Source organism: Paenibacillus sp. 2RAB27 (assembly GCF_052115445.1).
Lineage (GTDB): Bacteria > Bacillota > Bacilli > Paenibacillales > NBRC-103111 > Paenibacillus_E.
This window is the reverse complement of sequence record NZ_JBFRGR010000010.1, coordinates 202,281-223,345: the sequence shown is the minus strand read 5'-3', so window position 1 is coordinate 223,345 and position 21,065 is coordinate 202,281. Positions and strand designations below refer to the sequence as shown.

Below are 21,065 nucleotides of genomic sequence, written 5' to 3'. Positions count from 1 at the left end.
GGTATAGCTCCAATCATTTCACACTAAATTGGTCGGGAATATAGCTGATGTGGGAGGTTGCGACGATCGTGAGCTCGCCTTTGTCCTCCGCAAACTGAACCGCATCATCACCGACATAGAACCATAATTTCCGTGTAGGCTCATTCTCAAACTCTTGGAAAACAAATACGTTGAGCTCCTCTTTCCATTTCAAAAGCTCCGCAATCCGCTCCGGCTGATCAATCTGAACACGGAACAACCACTGTTCGCCTTGCTGCTCCCACGTGTAGGGCACAGACTGCTTGCTTGTATCGATAAAAGCGCGACCGCCAACCGCATGCTTCACTAGAAACGTTTCCTTCATCGCTGCAACCTCCTCTATCTCTCCATTATCGCCTTATGGCAGGTCAATAAGCATGAAATGTGTATCTTCGAGCGCACGAATCGTCAGGGAAGACTCCGCTTGGATACGCGCGCTGTCCTTTGTTTCGAGTACCGCATCGTTGACCGAGCATTTCCCGCTCACGAGCATGAGATAAATACGGCGATTCTCGCCTTGCTCGAACTGAAGTTCTTTACCCGCATCCAGCTTGCTCAGGTAGATGCTCATGTCTTGATGGATTTTCGCGATATGAGGGCCTCCCTCAGGTGTCACAACCGGCAACAGATGATTAATCATCGCCTCCGGCTCATACGTCACATTTTCAAAAGAAGGCTCTATTCCTCGCTTCGCTGGCATAAACCATAGTTGAAATAAACTCATCGGTTCCGTTTCCGATGCATTATACTCGGCATGAATCACGCCGCTGCCTGCGGACATCCGCTGTACACCATTGGAAGCCGTAATGGCTACGTGGCCGAGGCTGTCTTCATGCTTAATCGCTCCGCTGAGCACGATACTGACGATCTCCATGTCACTATGGGGATGTGGGCCAAAGCCCCGTCCTGCTGCGATATCATCGTCATTACACACACGCATGACACCAAAGCTGACATTTTCTTCATCAAAATAGTCGCCAAAAGAGAAGCTTTTGTGGCTCTTGAGCCACCCMAAATCAGTTGAATTACGCGTGTCGGCCGGGAAAACTTGGATCACAGCAATCGCCTCCTTCTATTAGTACCTCTAGCTTATCATACTCAGGGTACGGACTCCATGTCGGAACAATGGCGGAACTAAGCCAGTTTTGTGACGATGGCAAATTACTTGCGTTCAAGGAATTGCATGTGAGGTTGATTAGGTTCATTGCTATCGGTACCTGAGCTAGAAAATTGCACTACGCCTCGTTCTGGCGTATAAATCGTGTTAAAATCACCGAGAATCGGAGTTGTTTGATCCAGATATTGCACAACTTTTCCATCTAAACTAAAAACAATAAGATACAAATTATCGTCTGATAATCGTAACGAATTGCGGGTCCATGTGTAACCTAAACGCTCATTGATCTGAGTGTGTGTTGTATATGGACCGAACAAATAAAGCTTATCCCAAGCAAAATTGGTTAATTCTTTTACATTCATCGTAGTTGATTTGCCACTGCTTCGAACGGAATCTATCTGTTTATGGAAATTTTCCGCTAGCGCTTGATACCCAATCGGATCAACTTTCTTCATCTGCTGGTCTATTAGTCTGTTCAACGACAAGCTTGCAGGAACGGCCAGTAGGAGGATGAGCGTGATCAAGATGAGGGTTCTTACCAATTGGCGTAGCCGCAACATTTGCACAAGAACATACGTAATGGCTAGGGATATTAGCAAAGGCAGTACACTGATTGTGGTGTTAATGAGATCAAAACCTTTCTCCCTAACATCTAACACCTGAATCACAATACCGTAAGCACTATAATATAGGATCGCGAGAACGACCCAAACCAGCCCGACAAGCATAGTGTTCCTACTCATGTTCTCACCTCGTTCCTAACACAGATATCTTACATTATCACATGAAAAATGGATTCCGGTTAGTTCCTTCGAGCGATTGGCTCGGAAAAGGAGTCATGAGCAATAGGCACTACTTGCCGAGTATCACTATCTTGCAGCTGTAAGCGTGTTTTTCATCGTTACAGCGCGGAGAGCAGGCGTTTCTGGCACATTTCGCAGCTGTAAGTGTGTTTTTCACCGTTACAGCGCGAGGGGCAGGCGTTTCTGGCACATTCCGCAGCTGTAAGCGTGTTTTTCACCGTTACAGCTACGGTTACTCCAACAACACCCACTGCTCATACAGCGCATCCAACTGCCCCTGCACGACTTCCCGCTTCTCCCAAAGCTCCGCGAGCTCCGCCGGTGTCCGTGTTTCGCTTTCCTGCTGCAGCCGCTCATCCAACGCGGCCAACTCCGCTTCTACGCCCGCGATCCGCTTCTCCAAAGCGGCTTTCTCAGACGCCGCCGCTGGTTTCCCCCGCTTAACCGCGGAAGCCTCTGGCTGTTTCACCTTCACTTTGTCAACGGAGGTGAGCCTGCCGCGTTCCTCAGCCATAATCGCTTCCCGCGCGCGAAGCTCACCGCTCTTTTCTTTATACGCATCAAAATCACCTACATACACGGTGATCTTCCCCTGATCCAACTCCCATATTTTACGCGCAAGCCGATTCATAAAATATCGATCATGCGTCACCGCCAGCACCGTGCCTGGGAATTCCTCCAGCGCATCCTCCAGCGCTTCGCGCGAAGCGATGTCCATATGATTCGTCGGCTCATCTAAGATGAGCAGGTTCGGCTTGCGCAGCACAAGCAGGGCTAGTCGCAATCGCGTCCATTCGCCGCCAGACAAGGAACTCACCGCTTTGAACACATCCGCGCCATAAAATAAATACGCAGCCAGCCGCCCCCTCGCTTCCCCTTCTTCCAGCTTCGCTTCCTCGCAGAAATACGCCAGCACGGATTTCTTGTCATCCGCCGGGTACGCTTGCTGCGCCAGATAACCGATGTCGACGCGGGCCCCAAGCTCGAGCTCCCCGCCATCCGGCTGCACGTCACCGAGCAGCATCTTCAGCAGCGTCGTTTTCCCAGAGCCGTTATGCCCGACGAGCATCACCTTCTCGCCGTATTCGAGTGAGCCGCTCGCCTGCTCTAGCAGCGTCTTCTCCCCGTATCTCTTCGTGACATTCTCGAAGCGCAGCACCTTGCGGCCGGAGCGATCCTCCGGCTTCAAATCGAAATCAGCCGCCCTCGGATCGAGCACAGGACGCTTGAGCTTTTCCATCCGATCCAGCGCTTTCTGCATGGAGAACGCCCGGCGGAAAAACTTCTCATTGCCGCCGATACGCCCCCATTCGATCAGCTGCTTGATCGTCTCTTTCATTTTACGGATCACCTTCTGCTGCTCTTGGTAATCCGCGAACTGCTGAAGCAGACGAACTTCCTTCTCCTTCACGTAGCCCGAATAAGAGCTGTGATACGTAGTCGACTCGCCATCTTCCAATTCCACGATTTTCGTGACAACGAGATCCAAAAAGTAACGATCGTGGGAGACAATGATACAAGCGCCATCATAATGCTTGAGGTACTCCTCCAACCACTCCACACCTGCCAAGTCCAAATGATTCGTCGGCTCATCCAGCAACAATAGGTCTGGTTTGCCGATTAACTGGGAAGCCAACATGATCTTCGTCTTCTCTCCCCCCGACAGCGAGGCAAAGTATCGCTCATAAAACCCCTTCGCAATCCGCAACCCATTCGCCACTTGATCAATGCGTGCATCCAGCTCGTAGCCGCCTTCGCGTTCGAATCGCTCTTGCAGCACTGCATATCGCGATAGCAGCTGATCCATCCGTTTCTCATCGTTCATGACCGCTTGGCTCGACATTTCGCTCTCCAGCTCCCGCATCGTCGCTCGGCACGCAAGCAGCTCCTGGAAGCTTGCAGCCAGCACATCGTACACCGTGAAGCTTTCCCAAGCGCTTGGGATTTGGGCCAAATATCCAATCCCCGTATCCTTACGCACCGTTAGCTGCCCCTCGTCAGGCTTCTCCATTTTGGCAATTAGGCGCAGCAGTGTTGATTTCCCGCTACCATTGCGACCCACAAGTCCAACACGTTCCCCTTGATGAATTTCAAACGTAACATCCTCTAGCACCAGCTGGGCACCGTGGTATTTTTTTATATTTTGACCATTAATAATTAACATGATAAAGGATCCTCCTTGGTTTGAAGACGACCCTGACCTGCTCGAAGCTAACACAAAAAGGCCGCAGGAAAATTCCTACGACCTTTCGGATAATTCCCGTAGAGGGTTAAGGTAGGCGTCTTTTCGTGAGTTGGTAAACCGTATGCGCATAAGTGGACAGACCTCTCGCGTCTTTGACTTCTGCATGAACGATGCCAGCCATCGCAATGGGTAACTGGCTCACACGGTTGTTCACGAACTCTCGATTCATCCTACCTTCACCTCCTTCAATGTACACTCTGCTAAAATAGTACCATAACCATCGGTCAATTCGCAATGGGCTCCATCCATCGTCCTGCCCCTACATCAAGCTCCAAATCTGCTTACCCACCAACAGCACACATACCGTGATAAAAAGCGGCCGCACATACGCCGATCCCTTACGGATCGCCATACGAGAGCCGAGTAATGCGCCGCACACCATCGCCAAGCCCATTGGGATTCCGATCCAATAATTAATGGAGCCCAGCGCCATGAACGTAATTAAACTTGCGATGTTGCTGCCGAAATTGAGAATTTTGGCATTGCCCGCTGCTTTGACGAAATCGAAGCCGACCATCAGAAATACGAAAATCAGGAAAGATCCTGTTCCTGGGCCAAAAAAACCGTCATAGAAACCTAAGACGAACGCTGCGCAGCCCATTAAGAAAGCCGTCCTCGCCGAGTACTGACTGAAAGTCGAGATGTCTCCCCAATTTTTGCGGAATATCGTGTAAATCGTAATTAGAATCAGCATCACCACGACCAGTGGTTTTAGAAAATCGGAAGGGATTTGCCGCAGCACGAATACCCCGCACACCGCTCCAGCCAAGGAAAGCACGAACAATCCGCGCACCGCTTTGAGATCAACATTCCCTGTCCGCATAAATGAAATCGTGCTTGTCAGCGACGACATCGTCCCCGCTAATTTATTCGTGCCTAACGCCAGCGCTGGCGGCATTCCTGTTGCCAGTAAGACTGGCACCGAAATAAGCCCGCCTCCCCCAACAACCGAATCTACATAGGCTGCCAAGAACCCGCCGACGATAACGAAAATCATCATTTCCCAACTCAAATGCAGCATGATGTGAATGAACTCCTCTTGTGTGTGAATAAGTATGGTTTGTTTGTCCAACACCTATTCTCGCACGATGTTCCCGTTCAAGCAAGAATTTACCTAAGGTAAAATAATCAAAGGTTAAACTGAATACTTCCGTAATTCCTCTATAATCCGGTCAACGATGAGATCAGTAGCCAAATCCCCTTGAATGATCACATCCGAATTGACTTTCACCGTCTTTTCCATTTCCAAATAAGCGGCTCTTCCCCTGGCCAAATAATTCTTCAAATCACTTTGCAGTTCGTGCATCGCATGCTTTTGCTCATTGCGTAAGATGCGTCTGGCCATGGCAATATCCAATGGAGTGTCAACATAAAAGGCCAAATCAATAAAGTCACGCACGCCATCATTCAAGTAGGCAAAAGGATAATCGAGGACAATATAGTCGAGTGATTGGTCTTTGAGCAGCAGCTGAATATCTGTAATGAATGGGGAGAGCACCCAGGCATTGTAATCAGCCCCCGCCTCCACCCACTCACATATATCAGGGCAATTCTCAAAATCGTAATCATCGAAATAGAGGGCCTGAGCACGATCTAATCTATGAATCAAGTGATTGATTGTCGTTGTCTTACCTCCACCAGATACGCCTGAAACGGATAGTACTCGCGGCTTCTTCATCACGAACGTCACACTCCAATAGGAATAATTATCCATATTAGCTTATCATACTTCCTCGTTAGGGGCCTATTACAATACATAACAAAACGCCGCCGATCTTCTGATGTGACATTCTCCACAAATAAAATAACCCCACAGCTCATCCCTGTGGGGTATTTCTATGTCACTATTTATCTCAACGTTTTCAACGCGCCGCTCCAAGCTTTCACTTGATCGAGCATCGCATTCACGTTGTCTTTGTGTAGATCAGCTGGTTTGAATACGGAGAAGTTTTCAAAATCTGTAAACAAGGAGAACGTCGGATGTACGCGAACGTCTGCTACCAATAGCTCACCTAGGATGCCACGCAGATGTTCAGCTGCACGAGCACCACCTGTTGAACCGTAACTCACGATACCAGCGGCTTTGTTATTCCAAGGCTCACGTGCGGAGTCCAATGCATTTTTCAAAGCACCTGTAATGCTGTGATTATATTCTTGGACAACGAATACAAAACCATCCAGGCTTTCAAGCTTCGTATTCCATGCTGCAAGTCCGGGTTCTTCCCCTGTACCTTCACCGAAGAAAGGAAGTTTAAACTCGGCAATATCAACTATTTCGTACTCAGCATCTCCACGCTCATCAGCAATTTGCTTAACCCATTCGCCTACTTGCGGGCTAACACGACCTTGACGGGTGCTGCCAAGAATAATACCAATTTTCAGTTGCTCGTTCGACATCTTTGTTACCTCCTAAAATAAAGTGAATTACTTACTTAACGTAACTCCATCAGTATAACGATTAATTCGGACGACTGGAAGTAGGCACTTTTAAGGTACCAGGTATACTTTAGGATACCTGCTCTTAATTAATTATCCCATGTGACACAATCTCAACTTTCATCGAAACTTGAAATTTCGCTTTCGGATATTCGGTCTCCCAGTCCATCTTTTTCCATTCATTCGGATAAAAAGCCATCACATCCCGCGCAATGCCCAAAGCGTCGGAATTTGCCTGCTGAAGCTTCTTGCATATCTCATTGGCCTCTTTTGTTATGACCTCGGAGAACTGCTTATTCAATTGTTCAACCTTTTTCTTGTCGGCTAGGTCATCCCTGGCATATTCAATAACTCTGCCCTTCATCTTCAGGTTGAGTTGAATCTGTAGTTGCCCMTCCGCGTCAATCCAGACCTCTTTTTTTCGCTTTAAGTTCGATATGTTAAGTGCTAAATAATCGGAAGGTTCGTCTTTGTCTTTGGAAGCTTCCTCCTTAATATCTCTTGTGATCACACAAATATCACCMTTATCTCCGTTCATTAATAGATACAACATCGATTGCTCTGGGGATAAAGAATAACCTGTAAATTTGCGAGCATGCATAAGAGCTAAGCCGTCAACCACAGCTTTATCAGTCTCTTTCCTCAGAATCGGGATGGCGGGGTCCCGCCCTGGATCATGCAGCATGGGGTAGAGTGAATGCAGCGTCATTGCAGGAATGATCGTTTCATAGCTAGCACTTCGAAGGATTTTCCGCAAATATTCACCTGCCGTTGCAGACCCAATTCGATCGATGCGAATCAAGTCGCCAGCTTGCCCGCGAACAATAGCCACTTTAGCAAGCATAGGAACATTTGAAGTCCGAAAGGACGAGTCCAGCATTTGCGCTAAATCTTTTTTTGCCACCTTCTCGCCGAGCAGCATGACTTGATTTTTGGAGGTACCTATCGGGCCTGCGATTTGCAACCCAATTTTTTTGAATAACGCATCTTGCAGCGTAGGTCCCGATGCCGTTATCACCTCATGAACGGGCGCCGTTCGTTCCTTACCACCAGGCGATTGAATGGTTACGGTAGTGACGATATCGTGCTGATCGTTCATATCAATCGAGGCCGCATAGATGAGCTGCAGGTTTTTGAGCTCATTTCGATAGTTGCATCCTGATAGTATTAGGAGACTAAGACAGCTAATCACTAATTTTCTCATACCGATGGCATCCGTCCCCTTTTCCCTCTCATCCAGGCTATTAGTAGGAGCACGATCGGAATCCCGAGAATGATAAAGCTATCATATTGAGTAATCTGCTCTAAGAACTGGACTTGATTCTCCGATCGCCAGAATATCCCCGTTAAACAGACAAGTGGGACAAGATAATAGATTGCTTTACGGTGCTCATTGCGATGAAATAAGTACCCCAATCCCTTCCCTGCACTGTAAAGGTAACTGATCTGTGTTGACGTTACTTTTACCAGCCAGATAGATAGAAAAAGCAGATCCAATCGTTCTAGAAACGGCAGGGAAATTCCATTGAGATAGTACGGCACGGGCTGTGGAATGTAGTTAATCGATTCTGGACTGAAATTTATATTACAGATGAGAACCATGATCAGAAAGAAGGCAGTTGCCAATCCATTTGCCCACAGAATGGGAGGAATCAAGCTCTTTCCTTTTGCTTGAATATCAGAATTCAGCACTAAAACCACTTCAAAACCTAAAAAGGATAGCAAAGAGCTTTTTACTCCCAACAATATGGCATGTAGCCCTTCTTGCCCAACAGGCAATAGATAGCGGTAATCCATTGTGCTAAAGTTCGTCATCATGATCACCAGCATCACAAAAATTAATAGGGTAATTAACGCATTGTAACGGGCAATAATCCGAATATTCTCCTTGGCCATGTATAAGCAAACAATAAAATTCGCAACGATGATGAGCCCCGGGTTCGTGTGGGGTAATATCCATAACTCTACGAACGTCATTTCCATCAATAAAATCAGACAGCTCGTAAAGGTAAAATGTAAGATATACACCACGTTGATCACATTCCCGAACCATTTGCCCAAAATGATAGGAACAAATTGATATAGATTTTGCCGGGGAAATCTCTGGCATAACAATGCGTAAGCTACCAGAATGAGTTGAACGCAGGCTCCAGCCACAAGAACAGAAATCCATCCATCTACACCCGCGGCTTTATGCAAATCATAAGGGAAAGAAAGCACAGCGATACCGATCTGCGTTTGCAAAATGAAGGCAAATAATTGAACCCTAGTCATGATGCCCTCCTATCCGACGCTTTACGGCGGAAGATCCGTCTTGGCAACTGAACAAGCGTAGTCAGAATGCGTCTTGGTTCGAATGGAGTGAACGGATAGAAATAAGGCACACCAAATGTTTCGAGTTTACTTAGATGCATGAACAAGAGACAGAAGCTAAAGGCAATACCCGCAAAACCTAGCAGCGAAGAAGCAATCATGATGGGGAAAGAGATAAGACGAATAGCAAGGCGCATTTCATGTGAAGGTACGCTGAATGAAGCTACTGCTGTCAATGAAATGACAACAATCATCGTCGTTGAGACCAAATTGGCATTCACAACTTCACTACCAATCACGAGACCTCCGACGATAGACAGCGTAGCTGCGATTGATTTCGGCAATCGGATCGCGGCTTCCCTGAGCAACTCTAGCACGGTAATCATGAACATTGCTTCCATGAGCGGATTGAATGGGATGTTTTCCAACGAGGCTTTCAATGAAAACACCAAATCAATCGGCAAGATATCGAAATGATTAGAAACAATGGATATGTATACGGATGGTAGCGCGATACCGATCATAACGCTGATTAACCGGAGGAATCTAAAAAAGGTCCCATTCCACCACCTGGCATTAAAATCATCTGCCGCTTGAAAAAACATAAAGAACGTGACAGGCAGAATTGTCGCGAACGAGCTTCCGTCTACGAGTAGTACGATTCGTCCTTCCATTAAATGCGAAACGGTCGTGTCGGGTCTTTCGGTAAATAGTAATTGTGGAAATGGTGATAAATGACTACTTTCCAAACGATCGGTAATTTGTCCAGACGATTTAATGAAGGTAGCCTGATTTGTGAGCAGGTTGGCGATAATATCGTCAACAACTGTCATGTCGGCAATATCACACATGTATAACAGCTTGACGTTTGTCGGGCTTTCGGAGCCTAAGGTGAAATGCCGCTCAACTAGGTTCGCATTTTTCAATCGTTGGTGGATTAGCTGCCCATTGACATAAACGTCATCCACAAAACCGACATGCGATCCACGAACCGTTTGTTCGTTTTGTGGTTCACCCACGCTGTGTACGACTCTTGAACTTGCATCTACCAAAACAATATCCATTCTTTGCTCCAGCAGAATAGCGCACTTGCCCTGAAGCATCCCTGCTGCTGCAGTCTTCAAATCGGTGACAAGCTCAATATCCAAAATAGGAAGTATGTCCTCAAGACGACCTGCGTGAGATTGCAGCAATGGTTTGAGAATGTCTGACTGCAGCTTATCTGTATCTGTAATGGTTGATAAATAAAGAAGACTTCCCCTTAGGCTTTGCATGGTGAATTCCCTGGAGCGCACATCGTCGGAAGAATGGAAATACTGGAATAGGTTTTGTATATTCGTCTCGATCTCATCAGAGATCAGAAGAGAATCCTGCTGCATTTCCATACCGCGCCCTCCGTCCAACTACATTTCCGTTAGTATTTACCAGTTTCGGGGGATTATCCAGATAGAAAAACGAGAAAAAACCGCCTAGGCTTGTGCCCAGACGGTGCTGCTTCAGGTGACAAACCATTTCAAAACCGGAGCCAAGCATGCGCAGCACATAACCCAAAAGCACCCCCAGCCGCAATCGCAGCCGAAGGTGCTTCGTATTCTAGGGTCTTAGCCCAAATCAGGCGTATCCGTCAGTTCAATGATGGCATTCTCCGTGTGGTGCAGTTCCAATACGATGATCTCATTGCGCCCTTCTTTTAATAGAGGAGCTGGCAAATACAACGTGTTTTGGGGGCCCTTTTCCCAGAAGCGGCCGAGGTTGAAGCCATTGATCCAAACGACACCTTTGGACCAGCCCGCTAACTTGACGAACGTATCTCCTGTTCCATCTACAAGGAATTCCCCGCGATAGAGAGTCGGACGATCTAGGAATTCGCTATCTACGCTGGCTCCTGCAAGGACTTCTCCCGTCGTCTGAACGAATGGAACCGCCATGATATTGTCTAATGCGAGTGGATGAATCGTCCAGTCAAAAAGGAACTGATTATTCATTCGCACGCCTACTGTGATCCCTTTGCAATCTCGAAGTCGCGGACCATAATTAACACGTCCCATGTTCTCAACGACGATATCCAACTTCGCTCCCCCAGCAGGAATGTCCATCTGGAGTGGACGTGGATCCCAGCGTTCTACCGTACCTTGGTACACGCCATCTAAGAAAACTTGTGCACGATCATGTACTTCTTGCAGGTGCAAGCTTTCGCCGGTTCGAGGTCCAGACACTTTCGTCGAATAGACGATGAAGCCATAATCTTGTCCGAGATGCTCCATCGACACTGGCGTGATGTGTTGGATTGGTTTCGTCAGATAAGGCAGAGATTCTAGTAAATCCGCCTTTTCTGTCATAGCAATTTGCCCATAGCTCTTCTTCTGAATTGGCGCAGGCAGCGCGGGAAGTTCTTCTACCGTTATGCCCAAATGCTGGGCAACTACCTTACGCACAGCGATATATTTCTCCGTCACATCACCGCATTCGGACAAGGGTGAATCGTAATCGTAGCTAGTAATTGTCGCTTCATACTTCTCTTGATAGTTTGCACCGTTGTAGAATCCGAAGTTCGTTCCACCGTGGAACATATAGAAATTGACCGAGGCTCCCGCTCGCAGCATTCGATCGAACACATCCGCGACGTCTCCAGCATCCCTCGTGTGATGCGGCTTCAACCAGTGGTCAAACCACCCGTTCCAGTACTCCATGCAAAAAAGCGGCTCATTCTCGCGATATTGACGGAATTTCTCGAAAGCCGTTTCCGGCTGCGAGCCGAAATTAACCGTAGCCAGCGTCCCAGGCACTGTTCCGCCTTGCAGCATCCCATCCTCGGGACCGTCGGATGTAAACAGCAACACATCCACGCCACGGCTGATTAAGCCGTCTCTTAAATAGGTTAAATACGCAGTATCATTCCCGTAGCTGCCATATTCATTCTCGATTTGCACCGCCAGAATCGGCCCGCCATTCGTGCTCAGCAGCGGCTTCAAACGAGGAATCAACTCGTCGTAATAGCGATCGACTTTTTGCAAATACATAGCGTCCATGCAACGTAATTTCATCGAAGGATATTGCAGCAGCCAAGCCGGCAGCCCACCAAACTCCCACTCCGCACAAATGTAAGGACTAGGCCGCACGATCACATGTAGACCCAGGTTTCCTGCTAGCTGTACGAATGCCTCCACGTCCGCGAGGCCGCTGAAATTGAATTCGCCTTCCTTCGGTTCATGTAAATTCCAAGGTAAATACGTCTCAACCGTATTAAAACCGCATGCTTTCAGCTTCAACAATCGGTCTTCCCAATAGGCTGGCACTACGCGAAAATAATGGATGGCGCCTGACAAGAGTTGGATGGGCTCCCCATCTAGTAAAAATTGCTTGTTTCCTGCTGTTAAAATAGCCACGATGATCCCTCCGAATTATCCGTATGAATGGTCTTTCTTCTTCTCTCATCATCGCTGATTCTGGCCGTTCCACTCAATCTCCAAATAGCGCAAGTTCTATACCAAATGTGCCGAAGGATGCTATGATAGAGGCATCAAAATCAACGAACGAACGCTAACTGGAGGCAATCCGTATGGAGGATTTATATAGGGATAATTACCGTTTTCCGAATATGATTCAAACGCTGCAGGTCGTCGGTTGTCATTTTGGACTGCAGCCCCCAGGATGGGCCTATCCGAGGCATCATCATCATTTATTTGAGCTGCTGTATTGTTCGGAGGGTGAAGTCTTGCATGAGATTAATCGCCAATCCATCACCATGTTCGCAGGCGACTGGCTGCTTATTAAATCTGGTGTCCGACATCAATCCGCCAACCAATCGGCTGTTCATTATGGGTATTTTAATGTCCACTTCGATCTCGACGATACGGAAATCCGCAGTCTACTAGCGGCAACACCCTACCAGCTGATCCGTCAAAAGGACGCCTCCACGAGCAAGCTGCGCAGCTACGTAGGCGAATTAGAAGCCGTTGTGACGCGCAACCAGCTGTTAGATCAAGGGGCTGAGCAGGCTCATCTGCTCTTCGAGGATAAGCTGCTGCTGCAGTCTTATACGCTGCTCATCATTCATGATGTGCTCGCACTGCTTCGCGCCCAGCAGAGCGCAGTGGTGAAAACAACGCGTGAAAGTACGAGTGCAACGAACCGCGATGCGTCGTTGTTCTCAACTGACGTCGCCCACGCGATCGAGGAGAAGCTGTCGCTAGGTCTCGGCGAGGAAGCTTCCGTCGCGGGGATCGCCAAAGAGCTGAACATGAGCCGCAGCCAGTGCAGCAAGCTGTTCTCCAAGGTGTACGGCCTATCACCGCGCCAGTATGTCAGCCAGTTGAAGCTGAAGCAAGCCAAAGAATTGCTCGTTACGACCCATCTGTCGATGAATCATATCGCCGACAAGCTTGGCTTTCAATCGGCCAGCCACTTCTCGCGGCAATTCCGTCGCTGGACTGGCCAGTCACCAAGCGAGTTCCGGCCGAAGCACCATTCGGTGCAGTAGATTGGTGCATTGCAGCCCCATCAGCAGCCCAATACGCACTAAAGGCCAATATGAGAACGGACTCCGTTCCTCCTATTGGCCTTTCCCTATTTTCCTCGCTCATGAGTAACGGTGAGATTGTAGCTCTGTCGACGCTATCCCCTTCACTCAGGAGAAGCGTAAGTTGCTAATTTCAGAAGCATAACGTTCTGCTCTTGCAGTGCATCATGTAGAACATGAATAGAGATATCGCGCGTTGGGCAATCTTCATCCAGCGCAATGGCTGCCGCGATTCCTGCGGCTTGCCCTAGTGCATAGCACGTCGGCTGTACGCGCATAGACGACATCGCTACATGCGTAGCAGAGATCGATCGACCAGCGACAAGCAGATTCTCCACGTCATGAGGTACCATACAACGATAAGGAATATCGTAACCATGAACCTCGCGCTCATCGGTTGTCTTTTTACCATCAGGGCTATGAATATCAATCTCGTAATTCGTCTGCGCCACGACATCTTGGAAGCGACGTCCCTCGACCACATCCTGCTCGGTCAACGTATAAAGTCCACGAATTTGGTTCGTTTCTCTGACGCCGACTTGGTTAGGAACATGTGAAAGCGCATACGTTTCAAAACCGTTTCTTTGCAAATAATGAACGATTGAGAAGACTTGTCGAAGTGCTTCCGTTTCTGCGTAATTGACATCGGCGATCTTCGCACCGTTCCCTTTAACTCGGGTCATATTAACCAAGAGCAGGCCTTCTGAATTACGCTCCCAGAAGAGATGACGACCTTGCGGCAGATCTGAGATCTCGTTGTAGTGATAACATCCCTCTGGCAAAATCGGCTTAATAGGCTTGCCCGTATTCTGCATCATGAACATCAGCGTCATTGGCTGCGTGAGCCCATCCTCATCTCTACCTGACGTAAACGACACCCCGGAATCGATCGCTACACGGGCATCACCTGTACAGTCAATGAATTGCAGTCCCTCGAACGCTTGAAGCCCTTCTCTTGTTGAGACAATAACCGCCTTTAAACGAGAACCTTCTTTCACGCTTCCCACACATTCCGTGTGGTAAATGACTTGAACTCCTTCTTTTTTCATCTTCTCATTTAAATATTGTCGTAAAATAAAAGGCGAATATTGCGGGGCAATCGATACATCATGCTGTTCTGGCAAATATTCCGCCAATACTTCCGAGATCAGCTCTCGGTATATCCCGGTGACGTTCCCGATTGGCATGAAAATACTTACGTTGCCAAGGGTCCCCATGCCGCCTAATTGCGCTGATTTTTCGAGCAAAATGACTTTCTTCCCTCGTCTTGCTGCACTTATCGCAGCTGCTGTTCCTGCTGGGCCACCGCCAATGACAATGACATCTGCTGATGCATAGGTCTTTACTTTTCTTTGAAAATCATAAGAGGCTTGCTCACTCATCGCTCTACTCCTTTGTTATCAAATCCAGTGTTCATTACTGGCTTCATTATAGGGCGCGAAGAGGCCTTATGGCTTTGTCAAAATGCATGGTATTTATATCAAAACGTCTTTTTCACGATTGCTTTCTGATTTGACTTGGAGGGTATCCGAACCGCAGTTTATACATTTTGGAAAAATGATGGACACTCGAAAATCCGCAGCTGTCCGCTATGTCCTGAAGCGATAAGACGGTGCTTCGCAGTAGATCAGTCGCATTGTCCAGCCGCAGCTTGAGCAAGAATTGATGAGGGCCAAGTCCGAACTGGTTGCGGAAATGCATAGAGAAATACGAACGGGACATGAGCGCCTTTTGGGCCATTTCCTCCACACTTATCGGTTCCGACAACCGGTACTGCATATAGGCAGGCACCCAGTGCAACGCTGTCGAACGATTGAGCTCGGACATGGGCCGTGTGGTGTATTCTCTTATTAATTCAAGGACAATTTCCGTCACGTATACTTGCGCTTGCAAATGATCTAGAGCGTTTTTACGATTCCAGTGCGTGATGGCTTGCTGCATAGCGTTCAGCATCCAATCCGGTCTGGATAGTTTTAATACGAAAGGAATAGTGATATCTACAAACACCCCTAAATTGGGCTGTACAGTAATCAAATCAGGGTTATATCCGTGATCCACTGGTACAATCATCTCTAAACGATTTTCAACCGAGAAATGAAACAACTCCATATGCAGCGCCATGAACGTGATGGAAGGCGAATTCGATTCCATCTGGTGAACGATGCCGGGCTGAATGAAACAGAACTGACCTGCCATAAGCTGATGCGTCTCCCCTTCGATCGATAACCGGAATGAGCCTTCCTGGACATAAAGAAGCATATAATCAGTGATGATTCGTGGAGGTGTCTTCCATGGATGATAGTGCAGGAAGTCCGCATAGCGAATATGAGGCTGCAGCTCTTGGGTTAAAATCGAATCGGCAGACATGATATGTTAGCTCCTTCAGTGGGTAAGTTGAGATCATGCTTCTATTGTAGAAGATACTATAAACCATTACTCACTTATCCGTACCTCAATACCAAGCCCCTCAATCGTATCGACCCACTCCTGTGGGCAGCCGGCGTCGGTGATCACCATCGAGATTTCCTCCAGCTTCGCGACTCTGGCAAACGTAGACAGGCCGAATTTGCTATGATCTGCGATCAGGATGCACTCTTCCGCTCTTTGCATCATTTTGCGCGAGATCACCGCTTCATCCAAATGAAAATCAGTAATTCCATCCGTTAATGAGATGCCGCTAGCTGAAATAAACGTTTTGTTTACTTTAAATTGATCGAGCAGTTGATCAGTCAGCGAGCCTGTCACAGCCCGACACTCTTGACTGACTTCTCCCCCAGCAAAAATAATACGTCCGCGGAACGTTTCCATGGCCAGGTTGAGAATCGGGATGGAGTTCGTAATTAACGTCACATTCGTCTTGTCGTGCAAAAAGGGGACAATTTCAATCGTGGTTGTCCCATTATCCAGCATGATCGTTTCCCCATCCTGAACGAGGGACGCAGCTAATCTCCCGATAGCTGCTTTCTCTGGTTTCATCATTTGTACACGATTTAAAAAGGGAGGCTCGACCATCTCGATGCGCATTCTGACGGCGCCGCCATACACTTTGCGCAGTTTGCCTTCCTTTTCCAAGCGGTCCAAATCCCGACGCACCGTTTCCGTCGAAACGGTAAGAAGCTCAGACAGGTGATGCACCTGTACTTTTCCTTCCATTTCCAGATGATGAAGAATCGTCAACCTGCGATCTTCATAAGTTAATGACATAATGGCCTCCTAACATGACCGATATCTAAACTATGATGTTGTTTTATGTTGTTTTCATTAGTTTAGGGGTTCGTGCTAGGTGTGTCAATCAGGGGGAACTCGATCCCCCTCCTCAACCGAAAATTGCTCGTTGACAGCTTTGCTCAACCAGTTTACAATTGTCAACAAACAACAACATTATTAATTGAATCAACATGATTCCACAACCAAATTTCAAATTGGGGGCTATGCTCATGCTCAAGCAGCAACAGCTGACTTTTCGTGAAGATTCCACATTTACGATTACGCAATTTACAGATTTACACTGGATCGATGGCAGCAAGGAAGATCAACAAACCCTCCGTTTGATGGAGGAAATACTGGATGCAGAGCAGCCTGATCTTGTTGTTTTTACCGGAGATATCATTTACACAGGCCCTGTTGCGGAAGGTAAACACCACTGTGAAGAACCTCTTAAAGCTTTCCGCGACGCCGTGCAAGCTGCCGAAGCTCGCCAAATTCCGTGGGCTGTGGTATTCGGTAATCACGACACCGAAACCCTCATCACAAGACAAGAGCTCATGAACAGCCTTCTCACGTATCCCTGTTCAATGACTCAAGCTGGTCCTGCCGAGCTTAGCGGCGTTGGCAACTACCGCCTTCCCCTCAGTGGCCGTGACGGACAGCCTGCAGCGAGCTTATACTTTTTCGATTCAGGAAGTCGCTCTACAGTCGCTCAGATTCCAGGCTATGACTGGATTCACCATGATCAAATCGGCTGGTATACCGAACAGTCCCGTAACGAGCAGCCTGAGCTGCCTGCACTCGCTTTTTTTCATATCCCGCTTCCCGAGTACCAGCACGTATGGGAGCGTGCGACCTGCTATGGGAACAAACACGAAAATGTCTGCTGTGCTCACGTTAATTCGGGATTGTTCGCCGCTATGGTTGAAATGGGCAATGTCGTTGGAACCTTCTGTGGACATGACCACATCAATGATTACTGGGGAGAGCTTCACGGGATTCGTCTCTGTTATGGCAGAGCAACTGGCTACAATACATATGGCAAAGATGGCTTTCATCGCGGTGCTAGAATGATTCGCCTCCGTGAAGGTGAACGTGCATTTGAAACGTGGCTGCGACTCGCTGACGGCACCGTCATCCGTGATCAACCCGAACACTCACCAACGCTGTAACCTCACTTTCGTTTGGAGCTGATCACTTGTTGACTGCGTCGATTGTACTCGTTATTACTTCAGGACTTGCACACGCCATCTGGAGTATGTTTACCAAAAGCAGCCTGAACAAAGGCGTTTTCCTATGGTCCATCATCATGGTCACGACCGTAATCCTACTTCCTTACTTAATCAGAGAATTATGGCTTACTTCCTTAACCTTATCTGCATACGGACTACTTTTACTATCTGCCGCTTTACAAGCTGTTTATGCCCTCTTGCTCTCACGCACCTACTATATGGGCGATCTCTCGCAGATCTATCCGATTATGAGAGGTACCAACACCTTATTTATCCCAATTGTCGGTGTCCTATTTCTACGCGAATCCTTATCGCCCCTCGGATGGACGGGACTGCTTTGCATGGTGATTGGCTTCCTTTCACTCAGCGGTATCTTCACAAGTGCGCGTTCTACTGGCCAGACGTCTGTCAAATCAATTAAGCCCTTCCTAATGGCGCTAAGTGTAGGTTTGTGCACGACTTGCTACGTACTTGTCGATAAGCTGAATCTCGCACATATCTCACCTATCGCCTTATTAGAAGTAACGAATATCGGATTCGTTGCAGGGCTCACACCGCTTGTCATTGTTTCCAAACAACTGCGCAGAGAGTGGAAAGTAAACTTCAAAATGATTGCTCTAGGCGCAATTCTCAATCCAGTATCATATTTATTATTTCTCTTCGCCATGAAATACGCACCTGTTGCCCAAATCTCCCCGCTCCGCGAGATTGGGACCGTGTTCGCAACCCTGCTAGGCATCGTTATCCTCAAAGAAAAACAGGGAACTTTACGCATTCTTTGCTCTATTCTTATCTTAATTGGCATTCTTATGATCAGCTTTTGGGGCTGAAGAGGGAGGAACATTCATGAGCACCTGTAATCGTGTCATTATTATTGGTTGGGATGGCGCCGGCAACTTTGTCCGTGATGCACATACCCCGAATTTGGATCGTTTGTTCGATTCAGGCGCCTCTACGCTCGAAGCACAAACCGCATCGCCAACGATCAGTGCCGAGTGTTGGGGAACACTGCTTCACGGCGTTAATCCTGTGAAACATGGACTTACGAACACGAAAGCAGAAGTAGAAGCCTTCCCTGACGATTCACCCTATCCGTCTATTTTCCGCGTTGCTAGAGAAGCATTCCCACTTGCTAAACTAGCAGCTTACAGCGCCTGGAAGCCCATTAATGATGGGATTATTGAGTCTTCGATCGGCGTCCATAAAATGTCAATGCCTGATGATGAGCTAGTCCAAGCTATAGCTGCCTACATCCATGAAAACCCAGATTTCAAGCTGCTCTATGTGCAACTGGACCTACCTGACGCAGCGGGTCATAAGTATGGGTACAATATGCCGGAACAACTTCGCGTTATCGAAGAGTCAGACCGTCACACTGGCGTCATTTTGAATGCCCTAGAGTCGGCTGGACTCATGAGCGATAGTCTCATCATTGCGGTCACCGATCACGGTGGCGGCGGTGAGAGCACGTTCAATCACGGCAGTGATCATCCGATGGACAAAACCATCTTCTGGGGCTGCACGGGTCCTGGCATTGCCCCTGGCACCCGACTCGACAATGTCACCATTGCCGACACAGCAACCGTTGTCATACATGCACTCGGACTGGATGTCCCCGCGTCCTGGGAAGGCACGTTGCCTCAGGGATTGTTCCACGCTCTTTAAAGCCATTAATAATTAAAGGAGTTAAGCAGCTACATGCGGCCTAACTCCTTTTTGGTGCAGCGATTCACGCTCCCGAGTCATATACACCGAAGTGACTTACCGTCGGATGCACACGTGATTCCGTAATCTCAAGACGTAAATATCTCGCAATAGTCCGCTCTACTCGGCATATTTTCTTATATCCAACCACTGTACCTTCATATAATGGCTTCCATTCTTCTCCGTCCTTATAAGCCAGATGAAAATGTTCGATCCTTTGTCCTAATTGGATATACTCCTTCAACTCAATACGATCAAATGATACTTCCTCGCCAAGATCAATCTCCAGTTCGGCATGCTCGCCCCCATCTGGAGGGCACCAATACGTATCAGAACGTCCATCTGTGACAGGATGAGCCTCCATATCAACATCACTATCCCCGGTCTGAGACGCCCTCACCTTCGCCCCTACAGCCCGATTTGTTGTATATGTACCGCGAAGCCATTGCCCCAACTCACGCAGATGCCTGGCATCAGTCTCATGTATCAGCCCGCGCTGATCAGGTGGAATATTGAGTAGCAGCGCACTGTTGCCACCCACCGTGCTTTCATATAGATCAATCAATTCCTCTACGGTTTTGACTTTATCATCTTCCGTTGGATCGTAGAACCATTGTGGTCGGATCGATACATCGACTTCAGATGGATACCAGATGACGTTATCTACCTGTGCCAAAATAGCCCGACTTCCCAAATCCTCAACCTCCGTGTTGATCCGTTGTGCGAATGCAGGGTCATCTGTCTGTTGGGAATCTGCGTGTATTTTCTCTGTATCTTTCAAATACGCAGGTACTACGCTCCATTCGGATTCGCGCGTATGTCCGGCTTCGTTGCCGCACCAGCGAACATCAGGGCCACAGATGTTGATGACAGCATTCGGCTGCAACTCTCGAATGATTTGGTAAGCAGCCTCCCAGTCATACACCTGCACTTTCCCATTGCTGCCCTCGCCGCAAGCACCATCAAACCACACGCAAAAGATCTCACCATACTGCGTAAGAAGCTCTCGCAATTGATTTTGAAAATAAGCATTATAAACGGGTGAGTCCCCATAACTAGGCTCATGACGATCCCAAGGCGAGACATATACACCAAATTTCAATCCTTGCACACGACAAGCTTCGGCTACATCACGGACAACATCGCCTTGCCCATCCTGCCATAAGCTGGATTTCACTGAATGGTCTGTATAGGCGCTTGGCCAGAGGCAAAATCCATCATGATGCTTACAGGTCAAGATGATGCCTGTCATTCCTGCTGATCGGCATGCCTCGACCCATTGTGCAGGATCATATGCCGTAGGGTGAAACAATTCTGGATCCTCGTTTCCATCCCCCCATTGCCTCCCCGTAAATGTATTCATACCGAAATGTATAAAAGCATAGAATTCCATCTCTTGCCAAGCCAATTGGCGTGACGTGGGAACTACCTTTACTGCTTCTTCTATGGATACTGGCATCTCTATATTGCT

At 47.9% G+C, this 21,065-nt stretch carries 20 protein-coding genes; 4 read left to right on the top strand and 16 right to left on the bottom strand.

What is annotated here, in order from left to right; translation table 11 throughout:
- Positions 1–13 precede the first annotated feature (13 nt).
- From AB4114_RS16690 to AB4114_RS16635, 12 genes are all read right to left on the bottom strand, one after another.
- Positions 14–343, bottom strand: coding sequence for a hypothetical protein (locus AB4114_RS16690; protein WP_441989459.1), 330 nt, complete (start codon positions 341–343; stop codon positions 14–16).
- 33 nt (positions 344–376) lie between these two features.
- Positions 377–1,075: a pirin family protein gene (locus AB4114_RS16685; RefSeq protein ID WP_441989458.1), complete on the bottom strand. Its 699-nt coding sequence runs from the start codon at positions 1,073–1,075 to the stop codon at positions 377–379.
- A gap of 104 nt (positions 1,076–1,179) precedes the next feature.
- Entirely contained in the window at positions 1,180–1,878 is a 699-nt protein-coding gene (locus AB4114_RS16680; RefSeq protein ID WP_441989457.1) for a hypothetical protein, read from the bottom strand.
- A 292-nt stretch (positions 1,879–2,170) separates the two neighbouring features.
- A complete protein-coding gene (locus tag AB4114_RS16675) occupies positions 2,171–4,102 on the bottom strand; it encodes an ABC-F family ATP-binding cassette domain-containing protein (protein WP_441989456.1) in 1,932 nt (643 codons plus the stop codon).
- A gap of 106 nt (positions 4,103–4,208) precedes the next feature.
- The gene (locus tag AB4114_RS16670; RefSeq protein WP_171632188.1) at positions 4,209–4,352 is read right to left on the bottom strand and encodes a hypothetical protein; all 144 of its coding nucleotides are present in this window, start codon (positions 4,350–4,352) and stop codon (positions 4,209–4,211) included.
- A 90-nt stretch (positions 4,353–4,442) separates the two neighbouring features.
- Positions 4,443–5,204, bottom strand: a complete 762-nt coding sequence (locus tag AB4114_RS16665; RefSeq protein ID WP_436238771.1) for a sulfite exporter TauE/SafE family protein — start codon at positions 5,202–5,204, stop codon at positions 4,443–4,445.
- Between the two features lie 114 nt (positions 5,205–5,318).
- Positions 5,319–5,864, bottom strand: coding sequence for a hypothetical protein (locus tag AB4114_RS16660; RefSeq protein ID WP_441989455.1), 546 nt, complete (start codon positions 5,862–5,864; stop codon positions 5,319–5,321).
- A gap of 167 nt (positions 5,865–6,031) precedes the next feature.
- Complete coding sequence (locus AB4114_RS16655; protein ID WP_441989454.1) at positions 6,032–6,580, bottom strand: NADPH-dependent FMN reductase; 549 nt, start codon at positions 6,578–6,580, stop codon at positions 6,032–6,034.
- A gap of 124 nt (positions 6,581–6,704) precedes the next feature.
- A complete protein-coding gene (locus tag AB4114_RS16650; protein WP_441989453.1) occupies positions 6,705–7,823 on the bottom strand; it encodes a Ger(x)C family spore germination protein in 1,119 nt (372 codons plus the stop codon).
- Positions 7,820–8,893 (bottom strand): GerAB/ArcD/ProY family transporter, encoded by a 1,074-nt coding sequence (locus tag AB4114_RS16645; RefSeq protein WP_441989452.1) that lies wholly within the window; start codon positions 8,891–8,893, stop codon positions 7,820–7,822. Before AB4114_RS16645 ends, AB4114_RS16650 begins: the two co-directional genes overlap by 4 nt.
- Positions 8,890–10,317, bottom strand: a complete 1,428-nt coding sequence (locus AB4114_RS16640) for a spore germination protein (protein ID WP_441989451.1) — start codon at positions 10,315–10,317, stop codon at positions 8,890–8,892. Before AB4114_RS16640 ends, AB4114_RS16645 begins: the two co-directional genes overlap by 4 nt.
- Positions 10,318–10,533: 216 nt before the next feature.
- Positions 10,534–12,318 (bottom strand): glycoside hydrolase family 35 protein, encoded by a 1,785-nt coding sequence (locus AB4114_RS16635; RefSeq protein WP_441989450.1) that lies wholly within the window; start codon positions 12,316–12,318, stop codon positions 10,534–10,536.
- A gap of 173 nt (positions 12,319–12,491) precedes the next feature.
- Here AB4114_RS16635 and AB4114_RS16630 point away from each other — a divergent pair, with 173 nt between their 5' ends.
- Positions 12,492–13,412, top strand: coding sequence for an AraC family transcriptional regulator (locus AB4114_RS16630; protein WP_441989449.1), 921 nt, complete (start codon positions 12,492–12,494; stop codon positions 13,410–13,412).
- Positions 13,413–13,555: 143 nt separating this feature from the next.
- On the opposite strand, the gene AB4114_RS16625 is transcribed toward AB4114_RS16630, so the two are convergent.
- The 3 genes from AB4114_RS16625 to AB4114_RS16615 all read right to left on the bottom strand — a co-directional run bounded on the left by AB4114_RS16625 (position 13,556) and on the right by AB4114_RS16615 (position 16,655).
- On the bottom strand, positions 13,556–14,833 hold the full coding sequence (locus AB4114_RS16625) for an FAD-dependent oxidoreductase (RefSeq protein ID WP_441989448.1): 1,278 nt from the start codon (positions 14,831–14,833) through the stop codon (positions 13,556–13,558).
- 112 nt (positions 14,834–14,945) lie between these two features.
- Positions 14,946–15,818, bottom strand: coding sequence for a helix-turn-helix domain-containing protein (locus AB4114_RS16620; protein WP_441989447.1), 873 nt, complete (start codon positions 15,816–15,818; stop codon positions 14,946–14,948).
- 66 nt (positions 15,819–15,884) lie between these two features.
- The gene (locus tag AB4114_RS16615) at positions 15,885–16,655 is read right to left on the bottom strand and encodes a DeoR/GlpR family DNA-binding transcription regulator (protein WP_441989446.1); all 771 of its coding nucleotides are present in this window, start codon (positions 16,653–16,655) and stop codon (positions 15,885–15,887) included.
- 233 nt (positions 16,656–16,888) lie between these two features.
- On the opposite strand from AB4114_RS16615, the gene AB4114_RS16610 reads away from it, so the two are divergent.
- Genes AB4114_RS16610 through AB4114_RS16600 form a run of 3 tightly spaced genes read left to right on the top strand, consistent with a single transcriptional unit; the run spans position 16,889 to position 19,555 of the window.
- On the top strand, positions 16,889–17,830 hold the full coding sequence (locus tag AB4114_RS16610; protein WP_441989445.1) for a metallophosphoesterase family protein: 942 nt from the start codon (positions 16,889–16,891) through the stop codon (positions 17,828–17,830).
- 26 nt (positions 17,831–17,856) lie between these two features.
- Complete coding sequence (locus tag AB4114_RS16605) at positions 17,857–18,720, top strand: EamA family transporter (protein ID WP_441989444.1); 864 nt, start codon at positions 17,857–17,859, stop codon at positions 18,718–18,720.
- 16 nt (positions 18,721–18,736) lie between these two features.
- Positions 18,737–19,555: an alkaline phosphatase family protein gene (locus AB4114_RS16600; RefSeq protein ID WP_441989443.1), complete on the top strand. Its 819-nt coding sequence runs from the start codon at positions 18,737–18,739 to the stop codon at positions 19,553–19,555.
- Positions 19,556–19,619: 64 nt separating this feature from the next.
- Here AB4114_RS16600 and AB4114_RS16595 read toward each other — a convergent pair whose 3' ends face one another.
- Positions 19,620–21,053, bottom strand: a complete 1,434-nt coding sequence (locus AB4114_RS16595) for an alpha-L-fucosidase (protein ID WP_441989442.1) — start codon at positions 21,051–21,053, stop codon at positions 19,620–19,622.
- Positions 21,054–21,065 lie beyond the last annotated feature (12 nt).